The sequence below is a fragment of the Chloroflexus sp. MS-CIW-1 genome (assembly GCF_030444705.1).
GTDB lineage: Bacteria > Chloroflexota > Chloroflexia > Chloroflexales > Chloroflexaceae > Chloroflexus.
In genome coordinates this window covers 564476-589806 of record NZ_JAUBWR010000002.1, presented here as the reverse complement: position 1 = coordinate 589806, position 25331 = coordinate 564476, and the positions used below count along the sequence as shown (strand labels likewise).

Sequence of the window (25331 nt, the reverse complement as noted above, 5' to 3'; positions counted from 1 at the left end):
TTCCATGCGATGACCGAACGGTTCAACTATGGCGCGACACCAACGAACATCCGGCTCCTGCTGTCAGCAATCCCTGAACCGTGTCATTTCCCTGGGATCGCGGGCCGCTAGCTCGCGTTGTGCAGTAGGCGGCTAAAACTCATTGGCTGGTGCATTAGCACATCATTGTGAGAGAGTCACCAATCTACCTCACGATTCGCCTATGAGAAAGGAAGGATGTTGGGGTGGAAGGAAAGGCACTGAAAGCGTAGAAAACCTCTGATCCGAGAGAACATTGGTTGACATACCTGATTGTTCTGGCTATGCTAATCGGTAAGTAGAAAGAAGCATATGAGATCACAGGGATTTCATTGTGAATGAAGTAGACTTAGCTAGCCTTGTATCGCGTAAATTACAGGAAGTTGGCTTCGTGATAACGGATAACCACAGTCTTTATCCACCCATCCTGGATAAGGCAGGTTTGCGACAGATTCATGAACCGGCAGCTCAGCAAGAACTTGTCACCCAGCAGGATTGGCTTGAACAAAACCTTCATAAATATCTTCAGTATTTCGCTTGTGGTGACGAAGTAGTCCCTGAGCGTATTGATCCTATACTGGTTGAGGTGACCAAAAAGCAACATCATGATCTCTTCCGCGTCGCTCGCTTACTCTGGTCGCTGCCATTCTCGAAAGGGTATGGTCGCCGCTTACGGTTTTTACTCATCGATCAAGCGAACAACAAACTTATTGGCCTACTAGCATTGCAGTCACCACCGCTGAGCTTTCCGGCTCGCGATCGTCTCTTTCAGTATCCACCTGGCAGGAAGACAGAGTTAGTGAACCAGACGATGGACATTCAAACGTTGGGGGCAGTGCCACCGTATGATTATCTCCTTGGTGGCAAGCTGGTTGCTTTGGTTGCGGCATCAAATGAGGTTCGTCAGCGGTACTGGCAGAAATACGTTGGACGGATGACCGAGATGGAACGGCGTATCTTACCGCCTCATCTTGTTGCCCTAACGACAACGAGTGCGTTTGGAAGAAGTAGCCTGTACAATCGTCTTAAGTACAGGGACGTAGCGATTGCAGAATCGCTTGGATACACCGAGGGTTATGGCACGTTCCATCTCATGGAACTATATCCGCTCTTCCGCGAATTCTTAGAAAGCCAGGGTATTTCAACATACGGTGGTTTTGGCACTGGCCCGCGCCGGAAATGGCAAACAATGGTACGCGCACTCGAACGATTAGGCTTCTCGGCTGAATTCCTTCGCCACGGGATAAAGCGCGAAGTATTTCTGTTCCGTCTCATAGATAACCTGGAAGCATATATGGAAGGACGCGATACCACGCCAGTTTATCGCAACCTGCCATTCTCTGATCTCGTGGCATGGTGGAGAGAACGCTGGCTATTACCGCGTGTTGAGCGTGTGCATGAATGGAAAGAGTGGCGTAACGAAGAGATAAAAAATCGCTTACGTATCGGGCAAGACAAGGTAGCCGAGGTAATACTATGACGGAGTCGGCAGAACGTCCTTTCGGCGAACTACCATCTGCACTGATAGATGAGATTCTCAAACGTACTGAGAATCTTAGCCAGAAGTTACTGCATGATTTTGAACAGGTGCGTGCACATCGGGCAGAATGGCGGGAAGAGTTGAAACGCACTGGCATGCTTCGTCGTGACTCCGAAATGCCCTACGTGCCGGTTCCTACGACGTGCGGAATAGACGGATCATGTGCGATAGAACGATTATTGGCCAGCGATCTGGTTGCCGCAGCCGCAGTAGCGGTCGAGGGTTTGACACCACCTTCCGAAACACGTCACTGGCCTGAACCCCGTCATCAGGTTTGGGTAGAGACAGAGGTGCATGAAGCCGAAACGGGTACCATTCTGCGTGCTGTAATGATTGGGATGGAGCTAGAATTGGCACTACATGCACCACACGAGATCGTTTTTCTCGATGGTTCGCTCACAACACCTCTCATCTACTTTAATCAGGCATTGAATAAAAGCCAGGAAGTTGCACATCTGCGAACAACTGCTCAATTTCTCAAACAAGCATCCTCGATGCTAGAAGCATACTTGACGGTACTCACTTCCAATCGTAGTGATCGTTGCTGGTTGGCAGTACCTAAGTACACGACAAGGCGCGAGATTGGGCAGGTCATGGGCTGGCCCGACTCACACGATGATCGGGGCCTACTAAGTTTTCTTCTAGAGCCAGGAGAATATACGAAGCCCAGGGTATTGCAGCAACCATCTGAGCCCTGGCATTTGAATATTACACCACTTACCTCTACTGGTTATCGAACTGTTGAGGAACTGGCGAGCCAGATTATTGCCGCTCTCAACGAGATTCAGGTGGTGTACTATCGACCCTACCCCTGGCTCCCAGCCCTTCGCTTAGAAATGAGTAGCGCAATTGCCCAAAACTCATCACGATTGGCAATGGTATTGCACGGAGTCCGCCATCAATGCGGTACACCGTCAGTGATGGAACCGTTCCCCCTCTATCTCGCTGATCGCATGGTAAAGCACCTGCCAAAGGCGATCCCTACGTTTCGGCAGGTGACCTCTCAGCATATCGCTGAGACGTACCAGGGAAACATTTCCGATGTTTTTCTCGGTCTGCATGGTTATCGCACTGAGTCAGGAGTGTAACGATGTCAAAGCACCTAGATCAATTGGTCGATGCGGCCGAACGAATTGGTGTCATTGGATCACCTTCCTCTACCAACGAAGTGGCACTCGATATTTTGGCGGGAGCTGTCAACAAAAAGTTGGTCGGAGAACTGGCGCTCTTTCGTTATTATCAGGACAATTGCTCGCACTACGCTCTAGGGCAGATCACAGAGGTGAGCATGCGCAATGTTTGGCATGAAGACCCCACTATGCGCAGCCTGATCCGTCAGCATGGACGTGTAGACACAATTAGCGAGCGTCAGGATACCCACCGTGGCGATATGACGATTAGTGCGGTATTTGCAGCCGGTCCCAATGGATATCGTCCCAGTATACTGGGTACCGTTCCGGCTACCGGCACACCAATTTATCTGGCTAACGATAGCGTCTTATCTGAATTACTCTCTCCGTACCGCGATCAGCTTTTCTATCTAGGGCGCATCTATGGCTCAAAACCACTATTGCCGTTGTGGTTCAAACATTTCGATATTGGCCCGCAAGGTGCTGGTGAAGCCTATCATCTGGGCATCTTTGGCAAGACTGGCTCTGGCAAGTCGGTACTCGCGAAGATGATTCTGCTTGCCTACGCTCGTCATCCGCAGATGGCGATCCTGGTCATTGATCCGCAAGGGGAATTTGCCAAAGAAGTCAGAGGGGATATGGCGTTAGGAGGATTTCGCTTGCCGATGAAGCGAGTGTTAGATAGCCTGACAAAACCGACAAAGGTTTATGGTGTGCAAGATTTAGTCTTAGATAGGTGGGATTTGTTTGAGCACATTCTTTTAGAGTCGGGTTTCTTCCAACGCCTCGGTGTGAAGGCTAGCGAAAACCAGCGCCAGGCAGCAGAAGCTATTAGCGAGCAGTTGCAGAAGGCTGGTGTCAAGCTTGCCGATTTGCATCGTAGAGATAGTTTCGACAAGACCTGGAACCATTTAAAAGAAGAGCGTATTTTAGTACGGATTTATGGTTCCAAGGAAGCTAGAGAACGAGTCCGTCAACAAATGGCTGAAACGAATCAGAACGATCTCTACCAAACTGTTTGGCTTCCGATAACGCAGCTCTTTCGTGAAGATCATAACGGAACACGAAAAAAGGTAGAAAGCTTATTGACTGGTTTATTTAGTCCGAATCAGGAAAAACGATCTCTTATCGTTATCGACTTGTCAACGGAACAGGTAACTCAAACGAATAGTAAGAGAGCAACATCCCTCCCTCTGTTTGATAATGACCAACCTCAACCTCAACCGCTACCTACACAATTGTTTTGGAATGAGACAATTCAGGCGCTCGTGATCAAACGCTTGTTGGAAGGTATTCGCACGGCAGCAGAATATGCCTACAAACAAAACCGCAGTCTTAACACGCTGGTATTAATGGACGAGGCCCATCGTCTTGCGCCCCGCGATGATCCAGGCAGTGATGAGCAACGCGCTATTCGGAGCATCCTGATTGATGCCACCCGTACTACACGTAAATATGGTGTTGGGTGGATGTTCATCAGTCAAACCCTCTCTAGCCTGCATCGCGAAATCCTGGAGCAATTACGCATCTTTTTCTTCGGTTTTGGTTTAGGTATGGGGGCTGAATTCAAGGCATTGAGTGAGTTAGTGGGCGGACGCAGTAAAGCTCTTGACCTTTACCAATTATTCAGAGATCCCCATTCATCGTTTGATACTGGCAGCAGAGAGTACTCATTCATGACGATTGGCCCCGTCTCACCGCTCTCATTTGCCGGGACGCCATTGTTCTTCAACGCTTTCAATGAAGTAGAGGATTTCCTGAATGTTAATAAACTGAGAACATAAAGCGATCATTTGGTCACTTCCCACCAAGCGTTTGTTGTCCTCAGTATACTTATAGTGAAGTTGAGCGTGATCTCTCGAACTACCCCCCACCATACCCGCGCACAATCACCCGCACTTCAGCAATACCCAGACTATTGAGCAACTGGGTGTAGTAGGCCTCTGCGTCACGGGCGGCCTGAGAAAGAATGCCAGCCTCAATTGCAGCCTGGACTAATGCCGCTTTCGCCTCCGCATCGACCGCTTGAAAAAAGCTCTCAAGGTTTGTGCGCGGACAGATGAAACCAGGGCAGAAGTCGGTATTTTCAATCACGCGACTGTTCGCCAGATCGAGCGACACCTGCTCGGTGAAGACTTGTGGCGGTGGAAGGGTAATTTGTGCCCGCCGGCCATCACTGCTGACCCAAATGTCTTCAGAGCGCAGTTGGCTTAGATCGATGCCCGCCGGTACGCGCCCCCGGATCAGAACCAGAAATTCCTGACGTACACCGAGGTTGCGCAGGAAGGCTGCCCAACCACCCGGTGCGTCGAGATGACGTACTTCTACCCCTGCGTAGTGCTCGATGAAAATCTGTTTGTTGACTCGCCGCACGGCCTCGATAATCTGTGTCTCCACAGTAGTGGTCGGAGCTGGCGGAGGGGTTGACATTTCTTGAAAGGCTTGTACGACGCTCCAGACCATGAAGAGGACGGCAGCAACGGCCAGACCATTCCAGATAAGTTTCAGCGTTTGCACACATTCCTCCGTTTTTCAGGTCAATGGAATCGATTTGGTGAGAGTCTGAAACATTCTGCTATCGATTATCTATGCCTTCCTTCCCCAATATCTCAGAACGTTGGTGGAAAAGCGCCATGAGTCTTAGCCCCGCCATTATCAGGGAATGATTGGCTCGATGGTTACCCGACTAAAGCCAAGATCGTCGATTAGCCAGCGTTCGAGCCGACGATAAGCAACTTCACTGGCGATACTGATCAATTCCTGATCGTTGGCAACCCGCTGTCGAATCTCGGCACGGGCCTGGGCTAATGCCTGATTTTGAGCGGCTGTAATCTGTGAACCAATCCAACGTCGTGACTCACCGATCACCTCGATTTCAATCGGATTAGGTTCGCCGGAAATTGTTGCTCGTGGCAACCGGATCAGCAGAGTATTGCCATCACGTCGGATTTCAGCCCGGCTCAGATCAACTGCCAAGCGAACTTCCGCTGTGACTTTGAGGGTAATCTCGTCGCGACCGAAGAAGCTCTGCGCTCCGCGAACCGTGGTTACTGTTGTTACCGGAAACTTGATTGCCAGCTCAATTGCCGGATCGATCCGGCGTAGATCGGGTAGAGGAATGAGCGTCGGTGCTGCCGGAGCTACCGTTGGCGGTAGAGGGGTAAAGGTTGGGGGAAGCGTGGGCCAGGGTTCTTCAGGCACTGGGGTCGCCGTCGTGGTCAGACTGCGCCAGTTGCTATTGATAAGGAAGAGCAGCAGGCCAAACACGGTTAGCGCAACAATCCCGCTTACAATCCATTGAATTGAGTGTTGTTTGATCATTGTTCGATGTGGTTGAGATCATCTTGCCTTGCGATCACGAAAGGATTTCTTGGATGAGAACCATTACATCCACACAGGAGCGGGTTTCAAACCCGCCCCTGCCGATATTAAGAGAAAGGCCGAGTCACCCATCTACGCCCGCAACATTACATAATCGGTCGTTACTGCCTGCAAGCGGTCGAGATCGACCTCAGCCCCGCTGCCCGGCCCAGTTGGCACGCTAAGCGTACTGTCGGGATTGAGCGTGAAAGGGTTGGTTACGATGTCTTGCGTAAAATAGCGGTCATTGGCGCTGATGTCACCAGGCAGGCTGAAATTGGGCAGGCTGGCTAGCCCAACGTTGGCTGCCCGGCCAATACCGGTTTCGAGCATTCCACCGCACCAGACGGGGATACCGGCTGCCTGGGCCAGGTCGTGAATTCGCCGGGCCGCCGTAAAACCGCCTACTCGCGATGGTTTGATATTGATGACCCCGCAAGCTCCTAACTCGATGGCCCAACGAGCGTGTTCAGGTGAGACGATACTCTCATCAAGACAGATAGGTGTGCGTAAGAGCCGTTGTAATTTAGCGTGGTCGATAATATCATCGTGGGCCAGTGGTTGTTCGATCAAAAGCAGATCGAAGTCGTCGAGTAAGGCCAGTTGATCGGCTTGATCGAGGGTGTAGATGCTATTAGCATCAACTTGTAGCCGCAAATCAGGCCATTGTTCACGCACGGCACGAGTCGGCTCGACATCCCACCCCGGTTTGATTTTAAGTTTTACTCGCTGATAACCGGCTTTTACGTAGCCGTCAACGACTTCAAGGAGGGCTTCAATTGACTCTTGAATGCCAACGCTGACCCCGACTTCGACCTGTTGTCGGGTACCGCCGAGCATTGCGCTCAGGCTCTTGCCATACGCTCGCCCGAATAGGTCCCATGCAGCAAACTCCAGGCCGGCCCGCGCCATCCGATTGCCGCGCACACGGGCAAAAATGGTATCAACCTCTTCAGGTCGGCTCAGATCACGGCCCAATATCATCGGGGCCAGAATCTCACGCATCATCACCCAGGCTGTCGCCTGTGTCTCTTCGTTGTACCACGGCCCGGCGCCAACCGGTGCTTCCCCCCAACCGACCGCACCTTCGCTATGCAGGGTCACGATAACTGAATGATTAGCCTCTTCGCGCCAGCCACTCGTCTCGAATGGCGTCCGGTAGGGTAGCCTGATCCGTCGCAATTCGATGGCTTCGATCCGCATCAGTGTACCTCCAATAGCTCTACTTCAAAGATCAGGGTGGCTCCTGGTGGAATGATACCACCCGCACCGCGATTGCCGTAGGCTAGCGCTGCCGGAATAATTAACTGTCGGCGTCCACCCACTCGCATCCCGGCCACACCTTCATCCCAACCGCGAATGACCCGACCTGCGCCTAGCGGGAAGACAAACGGCTCGCCCCGACTCAGCGAGCTGTCGAACATACTACCATCGGTGAGCCAACCGGTATAGTGTACCGTCACCGTGCGGCCGGCAATCGCGGTGGCGCCTTCACCCACCGTCAGATCGGCGTACTGTAGGCCACTGGCGCTGGTTGTGTAGCGATCAGCGGGGAGGTCTTGCGGGGCTTCGGGTGGCCCCGGCAACACCTCAACCAGCTCGACATCGAAGGTCAGCGTGGCATTGGGTGGAATGACCGGAGGATACCCCATCTCACCGTAGGCAAGGTGCGGCGGAATAATCAGCCGCGCCTTCCCGCCAACCCGCATCAACCCGATCCCTTCATCCCAGCCGGGAATGACCATCCCAACACCAAGCGGAAAGCGGATTGGCTCCCCTCGTTCATACGAACTATCGAAGACGCTCCCATCGGCCAGCATGCCACGATAGTGAACGGCGACCACCGAACCGGGCTGCGGCTGCTCGCCATCACCGGCCTGAACTTCAACATACTGAAGACCACTGGCTGTTGTCATGAGAAGACTCCTGTCTGATAAGGCCCTGATGGGCAATACGAATTACTGATCTGCCCTGGTGGAGATCATCGGTAGATAAATAGTCTGTTCGAGCGCGATGGCAAACAGGCGTGGCCAGTATTTGCCGGTTACAAAGATTAGCCCGCTTGCTGGATCGTAGGCGATTCCGTTGAGAACATCAGCAGCAGCCCGTTCCGCTGGCGACAGCAGACCACTCAGATCAAGAATTCCGGTGACCTGACCGCTGACTGGATCGATGCGCACAATCTGGTCGCTGTACCAGACGTTAGCGAAAATGGCGCCGTTGATGTATTCCAGTTCGTTCAACCGGTCCCGTGGTTGATTACCAATTTTCACGGTAATCGTATACTTAACCGCCAGTTGACCGGTGGTGACGGTCTGTTCGGGATCGATAACGTAGAGTGTTGCAGTGCCGTCGCTCATTATCAGGTGTGTGCCGTCGTAGGTCAAGCCCCATCCTTCACGGGGCATGGTAGCGGGTGGTGTGGGATATGTAAACGAACCGATTCGATTGAACGTTGCTGCATCGTAGATCAAGCCAACCTGATTTTGCCAGGTAAGTTGAAAGATACGATCACCGATTTGAGCGATACCTTCACCGTAGAGTGTCGGATCGCCGAGATCGACCTGGCGTAATATCCGACCGGTTTCTGTCTCCACTTCACGGAGGGAGGAATTGGCGTAATCGCCAGTGCCTTCAAAGAGCCGACCCGACCTGGCAACGATGAGACCCTGTGTCCATGCTCGCGAGTCATGTGGATAGCTTGCCACCACACGGTACGGCAGCAATGGCGGCACTTGCGCTGGGGGCGTATCGGTTGTACCAACCAGTGTTGTTGCAGTCGGTACAGGTGCCATCGCTAATGGTATTGATAATGACACTGCCGATGGTGTAGATGGTGTGGGGGTAGCGGTTGTTGGCGGTAGTGCGGCACATGCCGCCAACCAACTCAGTGCTCCCCAGCACAGCAACAACCAGCGCACAACCTTCCTCCGTTCCTTCTACCAATGTCTTCAGCTTCGGGTTAGATTCGATGACTGAGTTGCTCAAAAACGGAGCGACATCACTGAACGTCTCGCGCATCTCGACAACGAAGCCTACACCAGGCAAACCCCTGAGCATGCGGGCCGTTGGCTCGCCTCCTGCGACGTGCGGCTGAAGCCCCTCTCATCAAATCGAGATCGGGTGCTAGCCCTGCCTCACACTCCCACTTCCCTTAAGATGAGCGGGGGAATGAGAGGCACACTTCACAATATGCGCACTGAGAACTCTGACAACCCTACCTCTACCGACGAGAGGTATTGTACCACTTTCCACCCGAATCGGCTGAAGAGCAGTAGGGTATTGTCAACCATATCCATCTGGTTGACAGATTACTACTACACGAGGGCAAGTGATACCCTGTAAATAGACCGTTACTATGGTACAATCATCGTTACCGGAGATATTGTTCAGTAAGCGCAAGGAGGCGCACCATGGCAAACAAAACCAAACCGGATATTCCGGCCGAACAGGAGATCCGCTTTTGGATGCGCACACCGGCGATCACGATCAATCTTGCTGCACCACTCAGTGAAGCACTGGCGCTGATGCGCGAGCACGACATCAGACGGCTACCGGTCGTTGTCGATACCGGTGAATTGCGCGGTATAATCACCCAGGGCGACATCCGCGGCGCCGATATTATGCGTGTCGCCGGCCTTGATCCGGTCGATATTGCCCAGGCTCTACGGAATGTAAAAGTGTACGAAGTGATGACTGAAAACCCAATTGCGGTTACACCAGAAACTAGTTTGCGCGAGGCTGCCTTACTGATGATTGAGAATAAGATCGGCGGTTTACCTGTTGTCGATGACCAGAACCGCGTTATCGGTATTATCACCGAGAGCGATCTGTTCGAGGCACTGGTGCAACAACTAGATAGTCATCCCCGGTTTTGATGAGGGATTCGTCTCAAAAGTGACGACGTAAACAGTCTTAACGTGTGATCAACACCTTCGTTCATCGATGATTGATAAGAGCCTGGGAGACGTGCTTATGTTCCATCGGAGCGCAGGTTTGTCACCTGTGTTCTAAGCACAAGAGCGAAACTATTGCCTGTTATATCGGCACGACGTGTTGACGACATGAAAGCTCCCTCACCAACCCCCGCCCTCTTCCTTTCCCACCAGGGGAAAAGAAGGGGGCGGGTTAATCCCTCACCACTCCTTTGCCACTTTTCTCTTCCACCAAAGGAGACAAAGGGGCATAACTATCGCCTGGTGGTGTGCATCATCGGTGAGTAGCGTTATTCCCTTGGGAGCAACGTGAAGGAGAACGTACAGACACTCGCTGAATGTGTCGCAAGGATCGTTTCGTTCCTAGTCGTGCTTCCACCGTATCCCATGGGCCGGATGAAAACGTTGAAAACCCCTACATCTGGTAAAAATTTGGTTGACAAGAGCGTTAGGCTTGTGTATCATATATGATAGAGACGCCAATATACGGTGATAGACTAGTGTAATTACAGATAAAAACCTGCTAAAGTTAGAGTTACAGTATCATGCTATCTCCAGAATTGTCAATCTTCACCTTTATCTTTCCCCGAATTAGACTTCCTATCACGATTCAGTACCCTGGAAGTATAGATATTGACAGTATCAAAAGTCCTGCCTGTAAAGGCAGGACTTTTGATTTGACATCATGAGCCAGCTTTGGAGGCTAGCCGATGAGTATATCTGTAACACCACCTGAATTTACCCCTCGTCAGATCGAACGCTTTTATACAGTTCTGTCATATACCGGGTTCGTTCTTACCGAATCCGATGATCAAGGAGTCATTACCTTTGCTAATCCTGCTACGCAGCGCTATTTCGGATACTCCCCAGAGGAGTGTATTGGTAAGTCGGTACTCGATTTCACCTATCCCGATGATCGAGAGCGCTTGCAGCAGATCATGGTTGAAGCGATCACCGCACACCAGCGTTCGGTAGAGATCGAAAATCGTGTATTGCATCGCGATGGAACCGTTTTTTCATTCCTGTGGTCAGTCGTCGTTCACTACGATGAGCATAGTACAGTGACCGGCTTTACCTCAATCGGTCAAGATATTTCCGCTCTTCACCGCTTACGTCAGGAGTTGTATGAACAGCGTGAGATGTTGCATAACGTTATTGACAATCTCCCGATAGGTATCTTTTGGAAGGATAAAGAGTCGCGCTTTCTCGGTTGTAACCGTCGTGTTTTGGCTGATGCCGGTCTGAGCACATTCAAAGAGATCATTGGTAAGACCGATTTCGACCTGCCATGGCAGAAGAGAGCGCTCGATTATCAGGCAAGCGATCGTTCGGTGATGGCATCTGGTCCAAAACTGAATATTGAAGAGATACTCACTCGTAGTGATGGCAGTACCATCTGGGTACGCACCGGTAAATTACCGTTGGTGCGTCATAATCAGGTGGTAGGAGTATTGGGATTCTACGAGGATATTACTCAACAACGGCAGCAAGAGCAAGAGCGGCGAACGCTTCAATTGCTCGTCGAGAATGCACCTGATGGGATCGGTCTGCTTGATCGCCAGTTGAAAATTAGCTATGCCAACCCAGCATTTGTCGCAATGTTGGGCTATCGTGAACTGATTGGGCAATCCTGGCCTTCCTTAATCCATCCCGATGACCGTGATCAGCTTGAAGTGCTCATCCGCCAGGTAGCAGCCGGCCATGATACCTATGCCAGATTGCGCTATGTGCATGATAACGGTTCAATCATCACAGCCTATGTGTCTATTCCAGTATTGCGCGATCAGCAGGGACAGATAATTGGCTATGGAATTATAAACCACGACGTAACTGAGCAATTGAAGTCTGAAGAGCAACTCCGCGCCAGCGAGCAGCGTCACCGGTCGCTCTTACAGGCGCTGCCTGATCTCATTTTTCTCCTATCGCAGGATGGGGTTTTTCGAGATTACCATTCAAACGAGATTAACCCAGCAGTTCCACCGGAGTATTTTTTCAATCGCCATTTCACCGAAGTGCTGCCGCCAGAGCTAGCCAACTTGACAGCTCATCATCTGGCAGAGCTGAAACGCACCGGTACCTTGCAACGTTATGAGTATCAGATGCAGATAGATGGTCAGATGCGCGATTACGAAGCGCGGATGACCCTTAGCGGAGACGATGTGCTCGTAATAATCCGCGACATTACTGAACAACGCCAGGCCGAGCGTGAACGGCAGACCATCGCATTGCAGGAACAGATTATTGAGGCACAGCAAGCGATTTTGCACGAACTGAGTACGCCTCTGTTACCAATTGCCGATAGTGTGGTCGCAATGCCGTTGATCGGTGCGATTGATACCAGCCGCGCTCAGCGCATCATGGAGACATTGTTGACCGGCGTTGCTCAGTACCGGGCGACGATTGCTATCATTGATATTACTGGGGTCAAGGTTGTTGATACGCAGGTTGCCAGTGCATTGTTACGTACTGCTCAGGCAGCAGGTATGCTTGGTGCGCAAGTGGTGTTGACCGGTATTCGCCCAGAAATCGCGCAGACGATCGTGTATCTCGGTGCTGATCTTCGGGGGATTGTGACCAAAGCAACATTGCAGGAAGGAATCGCTTACGCGCTATCCCATCGGCGTGTCAAGCAACCGACACTGAACGGTCGCACGGTAAAGGCGGGTTCCCGAACTACCGGTTAGAGCAGGATGCATTGCCGTGCATCCCTGATGTGTCACCTCCCATTGGCAGGGGCGCACTGCCGTGCGCCCCTACTGCGTTTTCAGGCAAATAGCGCAGATTAGGGAATACTACAGGTAAATACATAACGTTCATTGACGTGTCACATACGACCGCAAACCGGAAACGTTGCCCCCTCTCTTCTAGGTTGCATAAGGGCGTAATGAGATGGTTTGAGTTATAATAAGTACGCTGATAGATAAATTGTTTCTGGAATGTCAACAATGGACAAACGCGAACAAATTCGATTGACAACCCTGGCATCATGCGCTGGCTGAGCAGCAAAGTTGGGGCCGGGCGCCCTTGCTTCAGTGCTGGCTACGCTTCGCACACCTGCTCACCCGCAGGTGTTAGTCGGCTTGTCCGAAAGCGATGATGCCGCCGTCTACCAACTGAATAGCGACACGGCGCTTGTGCAAACGGTTGACTTCTTCCCGCCGATTGTCGATGATCCATACATCTATGGCGCTATCGCTGCGGCTAACGCGCTCAGCGATGTGTATGCCATGGGGGGGAAACCGATTCTCGCGCTAGCTATTGCAGCGTTTCCCGATAACCTCGATCAATCGATCATCTCGGCCATTCTGCAGGGCGGTATCGATAAAGCCACTGAAGCCGGCGCGGTCGTGGTTGGAGGTCATACGGTGACCGACCGTGAACCAAAGTATGGCTTGTGTGTGACCGGTCTCATCGATCCACGGCGCATTGTGACGAAAGCCGGAGCGCGATCCGGTGATCGGGTGTTGCTCAGCAAGCCGCTTGGCACCGGTATCATTACGACTGCCGCTAAGCGTGATGCGGTTAACGAAGCTGATCTCAAAGGCGCTATCGAGAGCATGGTGACTCTCAACCGGCGTGTTGCCGAACTAATGGAACAGGTCGAAATTCATGCCGCTACCGATGTGACCGGCTATGGTCTGCTCGGTCATGCCGGTGAGATTGCCCGTCAAAGTAACGTATCCCTGATTATTGATGCCGGTGCTGTGCCAGCTCTCCCCGGTGCACTTGCCTATGCCGAAGCCGGCATGATCCCCGGTGGTTTACGACGTAATCTTGAATTTGCCGCTTCGTTTACCACCTTTGCTCCTAATCTTCCCCCTGTCTATCAACTGCTGCTGGCCGACCCGCAAACGTCAGGCGGATTGCTGACCGTTGCACCGCCCATTGCTGCCAACACGTTGCAAGCGCTATGCGCTGCGGTTGGGCAGCCGATCTGGGAGATCGGTGAGGTGATCGGTGGTAGTGGTCTGATAGTTCAATAGCCGACTATTTATCTCACCAGTATCGAAACATCGTAATAGTTTGGTTTACCAGCCTGAAGCCGCACGGCGTACTCTGAGGAACGTCTAGAATCTGTTGCGCTTCTTCACCGATTCTAAGAGCCTGATTAGAAACTCGTGGTTTTAACAGGCGCTCAGAAATTCAGGTCTTCGATGAGGTTCTTTGAGTTTTCTGGCATGATGAACCCTCCTCTTCTGGTTCACGTTCTGAGGTTGCAGTGCTAGAACTCAACTGCGTCTCAAGAAACACTATCAGGGCGTATGCCCAAACTACCTTCATCGCTCCTTCCTCTTCCGCACCGGTGGCGGAAAGGGATTGAGGTAGGGTGAAGAGGCTAGAAACGCTTTGCAGCACGGGTACTGCGAACGCGGAAAAGCTCTGACTACGGTTATAGCTGGTTGACGAGATACTCTTTTGATGGTAGTTTGAAAATATACTCCTATTGTAAGAAGACATTGTGATGGAGGGATTATGCCTGTAATCACCATTGGTGAGCGTTCAGTGAATGTTGAGGCTGGGACCAGGCTGGTGCTGGCCATCGAGCAAGCTGGGATCGCGATCGGGCATCGTTGTGGTGGAAATGCCCGCTGTACTACCTGCCGGGTTGTGTTTGCCGAAGGTGAGCCTGAAGAGATGACCGCTGCTGAATATGCCAAATTGAACGAACGAGGTCTCCTTGGACAGTACCGTCTTGCTTGCCAGATTGTCTGCAACCACGATATGGTGATTGCCGAAGTACCGATGACCCTCGAAAGCCAGGGTTGGACTGATACTGGCCCGACCCCTGAACCCACAGTAACCCCCGATCCAACCACTTACCCACGGTCAACACTCGCTGCGCAGCACTCGTAACCCAGGTCTGAGGGAGTGATTGACGTTCCCTTGCCGATAGTTGTTTGTGCCAACGTTCCCTTCCGCTCCCTTTATGGGAGCGGTTTGGGTTTGGATAGTGACGATAGGTGATTACCGTGCGCAGCATCAGCCCGCAGTGACGGGCATAATTGCCGACACTTTGCCACTACGTCGTCGTTGCGATAACGCATCCTTGTAGGGGATCACTACCATCACGGAGCTTCGGGCTTCCGTCTCGACCGGTGCGGTAACAAGCAGGATGTTCGTGCCTAGCCCTTCTGCCATGGGCAATACCTGCCAGGCAGAATGTTTCATTCTTCATCTAAACGGCTCCATGCCTAGTCCACGATAGCACAGTATCCATGCAGAGCTGTCGTTTCTGTTTTGCTGAGTGGAAAAATTATTCGTAACGTGGAAGATTGTATACACGAAAGCGATAAGAAATATGCCTGGATCGATCCGTTCAGATCACGATGTTGATTTCTTTGGATCTTCCCGATCATAGATCGACAAACTATACTACTTATATCTTAATACACCAGGGGTAAGGAAAGCGATGAGGGCTGTTCGGAGTTTTCACCCTTTCCAGGTGAGAGGAACGGGGATCGGAAAGCGAAACGAGCGTAGTAGTGTCGGGTTCTTAACCTATCCACAGAGCATCAGGCAGGGCACGTGCAGCTTCTCGTTCTGATGTGCTCTGCGACCGTTTCCCTATCATCTCACCACTGATGACCGTGATTGCGCATAGGAAGGGCAGGTTTTACTCACCCTGACCATTGACGGGTAGTCCTGATCCAGAATGACCATACAACCTGGATCAGCGGCTCGCGCACCCTGGGACTGCGTGGATCGAGGACCGTCATGCGGGTGTGAACGACATCCGTGGCAAACACGACCAAAATCTGAAAGCGCCGAAAAGCCTGGAAAGAGATGCTGTTAGATCGAACCTGGTGAAGCGACTCGGGCATTGACAAATTCTGGTATTGGTAACGACTCCGTCAGTGTTAGACGTTATCTACTCACAGGAGAGAAGACCATGCAAAAAGTGTTTTACTGGATGTATGTGTTGACTCTGTCAACCATTCTTGCGGCATGTGCCAGCACCACTCACACGTCTTCAACTGGTCCCGACCCTAGCAACCAGGCAGTGGCTGTAATCAGCCAACCTGCCACTACTGATCAGGGAAACGCAGCCCATCAAGTTGTTGCATTAAGCAATTCTTCGGCAGCGGCTAGTGTGGCTAATACTGAATTGCCACCAGCACTTGCTGATACGTCGCTCTCGGCGAAAGGTGATCCCAATCGTGGTAAGACTGTATTCGCTTCGTGTGCTGGTTGTCATTCTACTTCAACAAATACCCTGCTTGGCCCAGGTCTGGCCGGGTTGTTCAGTATCGAGGGGCCAAAGTTGCCTGATGGGGTAGACTATCAGGGGCTATTGCCGAATGGGAAAGAGCGTAGTGAAGCGAATATTGCCGAATGGATTAGAACTGGTGGATCAGGCAGTATTGGTTATATGCCACCTACGCCGCTCACCAATGAGCAGATGGCTGATTTGATGGCGTATCTGCGTACATTAGAGTGAGAGGGTGTCTACTCAGAACCGATGGATAAAACGTTCCTGAGTACAACACGACTCGCAACCAGCCTGACACCGATAAAACATTTGGACAAGGGGCAAGGTGGTGCCTTGCCCCTACAGGTCTATCCCGTGCACATCGTACTATCGCGGAGGGAGCAGTTTACCCGCTGTCTCGGCTAGTATTTGTACATTGCGCCGGCTGATGTTTCATCCTCGATCTGAACGACGAAACGTTGTCAACCAGATGCCACGCTCGCCAATATGCGCCGTACTTCTTCCACATCCTGCTCATGCGGCAATCCGTGCGCATAGCGATCGCAGGCACTCCACGCACAACTTAACAGGTGTAACAGGTGGAACCGTTCAGTTTCTGCCGGACTGAGCATGCCGGCACTACAGTATCCTTCGTACAGTCCTTCCCGCCAGGCTGCCGGCAAGTGTGCTCGCATCCCAAACGCAAGATCGAATAAACCGTCACCACTGATGAACCATCCCGGTTCTTCCAGCGCTTCCAGATGGACGTGTTGACCACCAACCGTACATCGTACTGCCTGTGGGCCGAAGTTTCCATGCATCAGTACTGGCATCGCACAGTCGATTCGTGGGTCTTGAAGAATGGTTTGCAGCATTGCAACCTCTTCCGCACTGAAGATGAGTTGTGGGGTTGGTAAACCGGCCAGACGCTGCCCGATAGCGATCAACACATGTCGCCAGCTCAACCGTGGCCAGCGGCCATTGCTTGTTGGGCGTCCGGCGCCGGGCATCGTTTGACGGTGTAATCGCCGTAGTGCCCGCCCTGCCTGACGAGCAATGCCGTACAGGAGGTGCTCATCGTGTAACTCGGCTGCTGTTTGTCCGGTGACGAAACTTTCAAGCGTATACGCAAACGGTACGAATGTCTTACTCAGATCGCGCTGGATGATCCGTGCGCCGGGAACACTGCTCAACGCCAGGCCGCGTAAAAATGTGGTATGTGCCGCCAGATCGTCTTCCGGGGAGATGCGTAAGATGACATGCTCAGTAGGTAAAGTTAAGCGCACCAGGATATGACGCTCAGTTTGGCGGTATAAGGTTGCGTTTTGCGGACGTAGACTCAAAGCACGTACTATGATAGCGGTGTAGTCACCCAACCGACTAAGACTCCGCTGCCATGCTTCGCTTAGTTCAGAGGCTGCCGGTGAAACGGTATGATTGAGGTGACGAAAATCGGTGATCATCATGGCGTTGATGGTGCAAGCATCGGTAAGCTGAAGCGTGCAGCTCGTCCGCCGAGTCGATCAACAATCCAGATACTTCCATCAGCGGCTACAGCAATGCCACTCGGGCTGACGATTGGTACGCCATCGCTGCCCACTCCTGTCCAGCGTAGCAGAGGCGTACCGTTGGCCTGCGATGTGAGCACATACTGGCGGGTTGGTACTGCTACGTACACAGTGCCATCAGGGCTGACTGCCAGCATCGGATCATCGTAAGTATTGGCCTGCCACCCTGGTACCGGCCACGTTGTCAAGGGTATCGGATCAATCCGACCGTCGGCAGTACGGGCAAAGACCTGTACACGCCCGTTCCAGGTATCGGCGACATACAAGTTACCGGCGGCATCAAACGCCAGGCTGGTCGGTTCATTGAATTGACCAGGGGCGCTTCCAGCACCACCGAATTGATAGAGAAATTGACCGTTGCTATCGGTGACAACAATCCGTTTGTTACCGGTGTCGGCTATATACACATTCCCGTCAGCATCAACCGCAACGCCACGTGGTCCGAAAAAGCCTAGTGGTGCAGCCGCATTCCGTGCCGGATCCCCCTCAGTGATTGTTGCCCGTCGTCCATCACCGAGATCCATATCGCCACTACCCCAGCTTGCTACTGGGCGCAGGTCGGCGCTGTACTTGACGATGCGGGCGTTCCAGGTGTCGGCTACATAGAGATTACCCTGCGGATCAACGGCCAAGCCACGCGGTTCGTAGAACTGATCGATACCATTGCCCTGTGTACCGAAATTGCGAATGAGCGAACCATCGGATGTAAAGACTTCGATCCGATGATTGAATGTATCGGCAATGAAGATTCGTCCTTGTTGATCAATAGCGATACCGGTCGCTCCGCTACTACCATTCGACAATCGAATCTCGTTTTGTGCAGCCAGTCGTAATTCGGGTGCTGCGACAACAGTTGTGGTTTGACCGACTCCTCCGGCCAGGTCGCGGCGCAACCACACCTCAACTTCGCGTCCATTCAGCGTGAGCGGTTCGGGAAGTTGACGGAAGAGAAGATAACGTCCTAGAGTCGGCCAGTTTTCACGTTGAAATGGCCAGAGCAACACATCGAATGGCCCGTGTAGCTCGTTGCTGAGATCACGGCCACAATCTTCTTTGGCTGCGGCTGCCGTCCAGGTACTGTAATAAAATCGCTTATACCCGGGACTTTGCGGTGCGCATTTGTTGCCTTCTGGGAACCACCAGTTGAACATTCCGACCGGACCGTAAGGCTGTACATACGACTCGCGCAATGTATCGCGGAGTCGGTCGGTTACAAAGGGGCGATACAGCATCACAATCGGAGCCAGATCACGTCTGCCATCAGGCATAGTGACGGTCAGTTGATCAACTGATGGCACACGACCCAATTCGCTCCCATTTACCCAGTTGATATGCTGGAAATCACGCAGATACCATTGCAACGGCCAGGCCAGCGAGCCTTCAGCAGTTTTGTCGCCACCATCAAGAATGAGCGGCATTGTCAACCCGCCGGTAGGGTCTTGTGGCCCCCGGTAGCCACGAGTAAGATTAATCGCCAACTCGCGAATGTCAGCCGCATAGCGTGGTACATCCGGTGCGGTCTGAGTATAGATCAGTGGTTCAACAGGTACATCTGGGTGATCATAGACCACCAGCCACGTTGCCCGAATCATGTAGGCGGCCAGTAAAGCGGCGCCGGTCAGACCAATTGCCGTGCTGACCGCACGCACATGCAGTTGAGTAATGAGCGAGAGGAAGGCATAAATCAACCCGAAGATGATCAGGAGTGGAATGATGGCCTGCAATATCGCCGTCTGACCACCGCTACTCAACCGCCAGAAGGCAACTCCCACCGCCACCCCCAAGAGGAGGATAAGGAGTGGAATGAGCCAGATGCGCCAGCCGACCCGTGCTCGGCGGACGACATCAATCATGCGCCCGACAACCCACGCTGCGAGGAGATTCCCCGGCAGCGCCATGTGCACAACCAGCCAAGGCATTTTTTCACCGGCCCACGAAAAGATGATGGTTGCCGTAAAGAACCAGAAGACGATCAACAGCGGGTAGAGGGGCCAGGGTGCCAGAGCAATGAGTCGTGCGGTCTCGTCAACATCTTGCCCGGCAGGATCGCCTGTTTCCTCAACGGTCGTGGGTAGTGCCCTTTGCCTGGAGAACCATTGTCGTCGCACAACGGCGACCACCATTGCGATGACAACGCCTAAGCCACTGATCACTGCCAATGGTTCGTAGAGGGGGAGAAGCATCAGGTAGTAGTACCAGGGCTGATCACCACGTGCATACTCTTGCTGGCTCCCCAGCCAGTAGATGAGACCGGCGGTAATTCCATCGATGGCGCCGGGCAGGTAGGTAAAGAAACTGGTGTAGAGCACCAGGTACACTCCACCGAGAATAGCCAGCGCCGTCCAGAGAGTCGTTCGTTCCTCTTGCCACAATGCACGCAAACGAGTGGTCAACACCGGTTCGGGCGGCCACAGGCGCTGACACAGCCAGGCCAGCACTAGCGCCGACGCGATCAGGAATGCCTTTTCGCCAACATACAGGCCACGCCCAAACGGCAGCGGCGGATTGAGGACCATGAGCACCAGGCACAGACCGATCACGATCAGCAGCACAATATTTTGATAACGGGCCAGACGGCTCTCGGCCAGCAACCGCATGAACACGAATACCCCGAAGATGAAGAGCAAAATATAGTACAGTTCATGGGTTGCAATAGCCAGTGCCAGGCCTAATGCAACCAGGTACAACCACTGGCGCTGACCGGTATCGATCCACCGTAATGCGCCGATCACCATCCACAACTCCCACAACACCATCAAGCCATCGTGGCGAGCAAAACGGGTGTAGTAGAGTAACGATGGTGAAAAACCAAGCAACAGTGCTGCCACCAGTGTTCCTCCGCGCCCGAGATACGGTCGCAGCCACCAGGCTGATGCCACCAAACCAATTCCGGCCAGGGCCATGGGTAAACGAGCCTGGGCATCGCCGTCGCCAAATAAAAAGTAGGTCAGTGCTGTCAGAAAATAGAGTGATGGCCCGTGATATACCGGATCGTAACAGTAGGTCTCGTGATAGAGGCCGCCACGTGCATTGCCGTTTTCGTCGAGACCATTCCAACACGAAAAGGCACCTGCACCCGTGTAGAGTCGCCAACTTGACCAGGCATGGATCGATTCATCGTGATGCAGTGCCATGCGGTCTAGACCCCAGAGATGGGCTACAATGCTGGCAATTACGATGACGGTGTAGGCTGCTGTTTCCCAGGTGAGCCAGTCGATGCGCAAGCGTTGGTTAAGCACCTGGGCAGTTGAGAATACGTTTGTTGACATAATATGTTAACCGAAACGTCTACCTGCTATTGTCCATGTGTAGCGTACCACCGAGGCCGATCCCGATCTGGCGAGCTAGTTCTGGTCGCACTGCAATGACAAAATCGGTTGAGCCTAAACCGGCCGGTGGTTGCCGGAACATCAAATATCGCCACAACTGCGCCGTGGTCTCGTAATCGAACGGATTGCGGAACAGGCGTTCAAGCAGTGATCCGCTGGTGAATCCACTGATGCGATACACTTGATCTTCTGGAAACCACCAGCGCAAGGGGTAACGTTGCAGCACAAATCCCTGGAGATAAGTGCGATTTTCGGGGTATCGGTCGAGATTCTCTTGTAAGATCAACACGGCCTGTACATCAGCAGGTGGCGGCCCATTCAGTCTTCCCCCTGGTACTGCAATCGCGCCAGGCCAATCACGTAAATACCACAACCAGACCGTCTCGTTATCGTACATGAGCGGGAGGCGGGTTCCTCCTGCTCGTCGCATTGCTGCCTCTTCCAGGCGACGTACTACTCGCATGACGTCGGGTGAAGTCTGGGTGTAGACCATCATCTCACGGGCTACGTCACCGGTTTGGTAGGCCAGACGGATACTGCCACGCACTGTATAGAGGCCAACCGCCAGGATCAGGCAGATTGTGGTTAAGGTCGCAGTCACGATCCAACCCCAACGGAGCCAGCTTCCAATGACGAGCAGCAGCAAGAGTGTTAGGGTGAAGAGAAATGCCATCCAGGGTTGAATGGGTGATGTTGGCCCAGCAGCAATCGTAATTGAGAGCAAGAGAAAGCCTAGACAGATGATCAACCCGAACAGCAAACCAAATCCGACCAACGAACCTCTGGGCAAGCCCAGGAAACCTGCTTGATTATCATCAAGCCATCGCTGGTTAGTCGTATTCTGCGCTGGCAGATCACCGGCGCCACTCTGAGCGGTGTGCCCGGTTACGGCGTTATCCTCTGCCGAGGCCGGAACTGCCGACTCTGCCCATAGTTGTTGCCAGTACATTACCTGCTGTTGGGCCAGCTCCAGTAACCTGCTCACTCCCCATGCCAGCAGCAGGGTGAACGGTAGCGTCATATGGATCGTTAGCCACGGCATCTTCTCGCCGGCCCAGGAGTATATCGCAAACGAGGCGATGGCCCACCAGGCAATCAAACCTACTGCAAACGCCTCTGGTCGTCGTTGTCGTACTGCCTGTATCACCAATGGCAGGCCGATGATCATCCCTAACCAGAGTAACGGCTCGTAGGTTGCTAAGATGACTGCATAGTAGTGGGCCGGCTGGCTTCCACGTTGAACGTTGTGCTGGGCCAGCCAGTAGAGCAGCGAACCGGCCACTCCTGAGATGAGACCTAGCACGTTCGTAAACATTGCAGTAAAGAAGAGCGTATAAATCGTGGCGAAGATGATCAATGCGCCCTGCCAGCGCCGATCAGTTCCCAGACTGAGCAATAAGCGAGCAGCCGGTTCACCACGCCCGATAGCATAATCCCATGGTGTTATCCCGGCGGCGTCACATCGAAACCAGATCAGCCAGATAAACATTCCCAATCCAATCGTCACCAGCAAGATGGCACTGATGATCGCCGGATGGTTTATAAACCGACCGATGTCGGCCAGGTACCGCACAGCATTTTCCCAGACAGTACGATCACCGTCAGTATCAGCCCGATTACGTACCAGCAGAGCATACCCGTTGTCTTCGGTTTCGAGTGGTGGCCATCCGAAGATAGGGCCGGGTTGGGCAACTTCAATCAAACCGTTGGCATCGCGTTTGGCGTGGTGCGCACCATCAACTACTGCGGTACCGGGCAAGACAAATATCAGCAGTGCCAGCCCGATACCGAGACCGGCAATGATGGCGATGCCCGGTCGATACACCTGCCAGCAGAACAGGATCGCGAGAGGGAAAGCGAAGATCAGAATATAAAGGTACGTCGTCTCCTGGTTGGTCAGCATGAGCGCTAGTGCTGTTGTTCCCAGGTACAGCCAGCGTGGACGTGGATCGGCAGCGTAGCGCACAATTGCCACGAATACCAGGATTTCACAAACAACCGAAAAAATGTCGTGACGGAAAAAGCGTCCAACGTAGAGGGCTACCGGCGAGATCAGTAAGTAGAGACTCGCCATTAATGCTGCCCGTCGCCCAATCACCGGGCGTAACAATATCGGGCTGAGCGTGAGAGCAATGCTAGCCAGAGCTGCACTAAGACGTGCTGTCGTGTCATTATCACCAAACAGAAAGAAAAACAGCGCACCTAGAAAGTAGAGGAGTGGGCCGTGCAACAAAGGATCGTGCATGTAGCCACGACCACTGTAGAGAAACCAGGAATAGGCTGCATGCAGTGTCTCATCGTGGTGTAATGCCCGATCACCCAATGCCCACAGGCGACTGATGATTGCCAGAATGGCAATCCCTGTATAACAAAGCTGTTCTACTGTTGGAGTCCAGCGCCGATCAACGTTTTCAATCACCGACATATATTTCAGTGCGCTGCGCAGTACCTATAGAAACCGCAGGCATTGTACACGAACGGCAAACGCATAGCAAGCTGCTCAATACGGAAAAAAGTCTTCCGGCATCACCTTTACATCGCGCAGCCAGGCGATCAAACGTTGTTCATCGCGTTGCACACGCTCGATCCGGGCAGTTACATATCGTCCCTGTTCCCGCCAGTACACCAGATCATCAGGCTGTAAATCAATCATTGTTGGTTTAAGATAGCCACCTGTGCAATCGATCATGACTCGCTGCTGAGACAGCTCATCAATTGGTAAGTCGGTGTAACGTCGTCCATAGCCACGACGGATCACCGAGATAGTACGAAGTGTGGGTTGTGACATAGCTACCATATGTGCATCACGCGGCGACTTCGCAAGTTACCCAATGCGCAACCATGCAAAGAGTGCCACACCCAACAAGCGTATGAGACCGGCCACCAATAAGGTAGCGCTGATTCCAATCTGGTCGGCGAGTGAAGTTGCGATCAGCGGCATGACAAAGAGCGCCAGGTTTTGCAATGTCTGAAAAACCCCAATGTATGTCGCCTGCCGTTCGGCGGGAATGGTACTCAATACCAGATCAAAGTTGACCAGATCGTTCCCGGCGACACAAAAGTTAGCTATCCCTGCCAGTACAGCCATGATTAGAGGGGTGTCGGTGGCAGCTAGCCCAAACGGGTACAATGCCATACCGAAACTACTGGCAAGCAATACTCCTCTGTTCCCTAAACGTGGCACACCTGCTGACCATACCGCGTATGCAATCAGCAATACACCGTTGCCGATCATGCTTATCAGACCGATCCAGGCATCGTTCAGCCCGGCTTCACGCACATAATAGAGTGGTATAAGCGGGATTGCCATCGCAATCCCACTCCGAAAGACAAATGCACTCAATGCGTACTGCACAAATGGTAGTGGCGCTTGATGAAGGGCATCACGCAGTGATTCGGCGCCATGTTGCCGTGGTGTTGGATTGCGGTCGGGTAAGGTGATCGACCGCGAAAAGAAGAAACTGAGCAGTCCGCCAACCACCGATCCGATAAACACTACCTGATAATTGAATGGAAAAGGAAATAGTTCAAGCACGGCGCCTACCGTCGCTACCGTCACTGCCGTTGCCAGTCCTAAACTCGACCAGCGCATGCTCATCAGTGCATAACGACGCTGTGGTCCGGCGACATCTCCCATGACTATGGTAAACGCGACATTAACAAAGGTCGAGGGAATGGTCACCAAAGCCCACAAGATGATGATCGTCCACGGCACGATGTTCAGCGGTAAGATGAAGGGTAGGCAGCCAAACACCGCATACGAGATCAATACCCAAAACCGCATGCCCGAGTACCAGACCACGATATTGCGCTGCTGCTCGAGAAAGCGGCCAATTGGGAGGGCGAAGAGTGCACCGGCTAATGCCGGAAGTGAGGTGATCAAGCCAACCAGTAAACTTGATGCCCCCAGACGAGCCAGGAAGATGGGCAGGAAGACGCTGATCCCGGTTACAATACCGACGCCAATACCATCAATGAGAACATTCCGTACATTACGTTCGGTGGTTGTGGTCGGCTTGAGCAGTGCACGTATTTCGGCACGTGCAATAAGCGGTTGCATAGCGAGTTGCCTCTGACCGGCTCGCAAACATGGCGAGCGATCACACCTCGGGGCGAAAATCAGTGCGCGGCCAACCGGCCGCGCAACAGATGGTGGGCGATACTGGACTCGAACCAGTGACCTCATCGGTGTGAACGATGCGCTCTAACCAACTGAGCTAATCGCCCGCATGCTAGCCAAGAGTATAGCACATTTGGCCGG

The 25331-nt window shown here is 52.8% G+C and carries 19 protein-coding genes and 1 tRNA gene; 8 read left to right on the top strand and 12 right to left on the bottom strand.

All coding sequences use genetic code 11. From position 1 onward, the window contains the following. Positions 1–352 precede the first annotated feature (352 nt). From QTO31_RS15315 to QTO31_RS15305, 3 genes are read left to right on the top strand one after another with little or no spacing between them, the layout of a single operon-like run. Positions 353–1498 carry a Druantia anti-phage system protein DruA gene (locus QTO31_RS15315; protein WP_301429960.1) on the top strand — a complete coding sequence of 382 codons (1146 nt, stop codon included), beginning with the start codon at positions 353–355 and terminating at the stop codon, positions 1496–1498. Next, on the top strand, positions 1495–2646 hold the full coding sequence (locus QTO31_RS15310) for a DNA double-strand break repair nuclease NurA (RefSeq protein ID WP_031460912.1): 1152 nt from the start codon (positions 1495–1497) through the stop codon (positions 2644–2646). The genes QTO31_RS15315 and QTO31_RS15310 overlap by 4 nt, the downstream gene beginning before the upstream one ends. 2 nt (positions 2647–2648) lie before the next feature. Further along, on the top strand, positions 2649–4472 hold the full coding sequence (locus QTO31_RS15305) for an ATP-binding protein (protein ID WP_301429957.1): 1824 nt from the start codon (positions 2649–2651) through the stop codon (positions 4470–4472). Positions 4473–4551: 79 nt separating this feature from the next. Here QTO31_RS15305 and QTO31_RS15300 read toward each other — a convergent pair whose 3' ends face one another. The 5 genes from QTO31_RS15300 to QTO31_RS15280 all read right to left on the bottom strand — a co-directional run bounded on the left by QTO31_RS15300 (position 4552) and on the right by QTO31_RS15280 (position 8969). Then, a complete protein-coding gene (locus QTO31_RS15300) occupies positions 4552–5205 on the bottom strand; it encodes a DUF4230 domain-containing protein (RefSeq protein WP_301429955.1) in 654 nt (217 codons plus the stop codon). A gap of 138 nt (positions 5206–5343) precedes the next feature. Then, on the bottom strand, positions 5344–6009 hold the full coding sequence (locus QTO31_RS15295; protein ID WP_301429954.1) for a DUF4230 domain-containing protein: 666 nt from the start codon (positions 6007–6009) through the stop codon (positions 5344–5346). A gap of 132 nt (positions 6010–6141) precedes the next feature. Further along, positions 6142–7251 carry an o-succinylbenzoate synthase gene (menC, locus tag QTO31_RS15290; protein WP_301429953.1) on the bottom strand — a complete coding sequence of 370 codons (1110 nt, stop codon included), beginning with the start codon at positions 7249–7251 and terminating at the stop codon, positions 6142–6144. Beyond that, positions 7251–7964, bottom strand: a complete 714-nt coding sequence (locus QTO31_RS15285) for an FKBP-type peptidyl-prolyl cis-trans isomerase (protein ID WP_301429952.1) — start codon at positions 7962–7964, stop codon at positions 7251–7253. The genes menC and QTO31_RS15285 overlap by 1 nt, the downstream gene beginning before the upstream one ends. A gap of 42 nt (positions 7965–8006) precedes the next feature. After that, entirely contained in the window at positions 8007–8969 is a 963-nt protein-coding gene (locus QTO31_RS15280; RefSeq protein WP_301429951.1) for a glutaminyl-peptide cyclotransferase, read from the bottom strand. A gap of 492 nt (positions 8970–9461) precedes the next feature. On the opposite strand from QTO31_RS15280, the gene QTO31_RS15275 reads away from it, so the two are divergent. The 4 genes from QTO31_RS15275 (at position 9462) to QTO31_RS15260 (ending at position 14837) form a co-directional block, all read left to right on the top strand. After that, complete coding sequence (locus QTO31_RS15275; RefSeq protein ID WP_031460459.1) at positions 9462–9926, top strand: CBS domain-containing protein; 465 nt, start codon at positions 9462–9464, stop codon at positions 9924–9926. 767 nt (positions 9927–10693) lie between these two features. Beyond that, positions 10694–12667: a PAS domain S-box protein gene (locus QTO31_RS15270; protein ID WP_301429950.1), complete on the top strand. Its 1974-nt coding sequence runs from the start codon at positions 10694–10696 to the stop codon at positions 12665–12667. A gap of 261 nt (positions 12668–12928) precedes the next feature. Further along, positions 12929–13966: a selenide, water dikinase SelD gene (gene selD, locus QTO31_RS15265; protein WP_301429948.1), complete on the top strand. Its 1038-nt coding sequence runs from the start codon at positions 12929–12931 to the stop codon at positions 13964–13966. A gap of 490 nt (positions 13967–14456) precedes the next feature. Then, on the top strand, positions 14457–14837 hold the full coding sequence (locus QTO31_RS15260) for a 2Fe-2S iron-sulfur cluster-binding protein (protein WP_301429946.1): 381 nt from the start codon (positions 14457–14459) through the stop codon (positions 14835–14837). A 126-nt stretch (positions 14838–14963) separates the two neighbouring features. Here QTO31_RS15260 and QTO31_RS15255 read toward each other — a convergent pair whose 3' ends face one another. Next, positions 14964–15122: a hypothetical protein gene (locus tag QTO31_RS15255; protein WP_301429945.1), complete on the bottom strand. Its 159-nt coding sequence runs from the start codon at positions 15120–15122 to the stop codon at positions 14964–14966. Positions 15123–15873: 751 nt separating this feature from the next. On the opposite strand from QTO31_RS15255, the gene QTO31_RS15250 reads away from it, so the two are divergent. Beyond that, positions 15874–16422, top strand: a complete 549-nt coding sequence (locus QTO31_RS15250; RefSeq protein ID WP_301429944.1) for a c-type cytochrome — start codon at positions 15874–15876, stop codon at positions 16420–16422. 233 nt (positions 16423–16655) lie between these two features. Here the strand turns inward: QTO31_RS15250 and QTO31_RS15245 are convergent, their stop codons facing one another. The 6 genes from QTO31_RS15245 to QTO31_RS15220 form a co-directional block, all read right to left on the bottom strand. Beyond that, the gene (locus QTO31_RS15245) at positions 16656–17639 is read right to left on the bottom strand and encodes a phosphotransferase (protein WP_301429943.1); all 984 of its coding nucleotides are present in this window, start codon (positions 17637–17639) and stop codon (positions 16656–16658) included. Beyond that, positions 17636–21010 (bottom strand): flippase activity-associated protein Agl23, encoded by a 3375-nt coding sequence (locus QTO31_RS15240; RefSeq protein ID WP_301429942.1) that lies wholly within the window; start codon positions 21008–21010, stop codon positions 17636–17638. The genes QTO31_RS15245 and QTO31_RS15240 overlap by 4 nt, the downstream gene beginning before the upstream one ends. Before the next feature lie 19 nt (positions 21011–21029). After that, entirely contained in the window at positions 21030–23495 is a 2466-nt protein-coding gene (locus QTO31_RS15235; RefSeq protein WP_301429941.1) for a flippase activity-associated protein Agl23, read from the bottom strand. 75 nt (positions 23496–23570) lie between these two features. Next, positions 23571–23858 (bottom strand): hypothetical protein, encoded by a 288-nt coding sequence (locus QTO31_RS15230; RefSeq protein WP_301429940.1) that lies wholly within the window; start codon positions 23856–23858, stop codon positions 23571–23573. A 36-nt stretch (positions 23859–23894) separates the two neighbouring features. Continuing rightward, on the bottom strand, positions 23895–25130 hold the full coding sequence (locus QTO31_RS15225) for an MFS transporter (protein ID WP_301429939.1): 1236 nt from the start codon (positions 25128–25130) through the stop codon (positions 23895–23897). A gap of 90 nt (positions 25131–25220) precedes the next feature. Further along, positions 25221–25297, bottom strand: a tRNA-Val gene (locus QTO31_RS15220). Between the last annotated feature and the right edge of the window lie 34 nt (positions 25298–25331).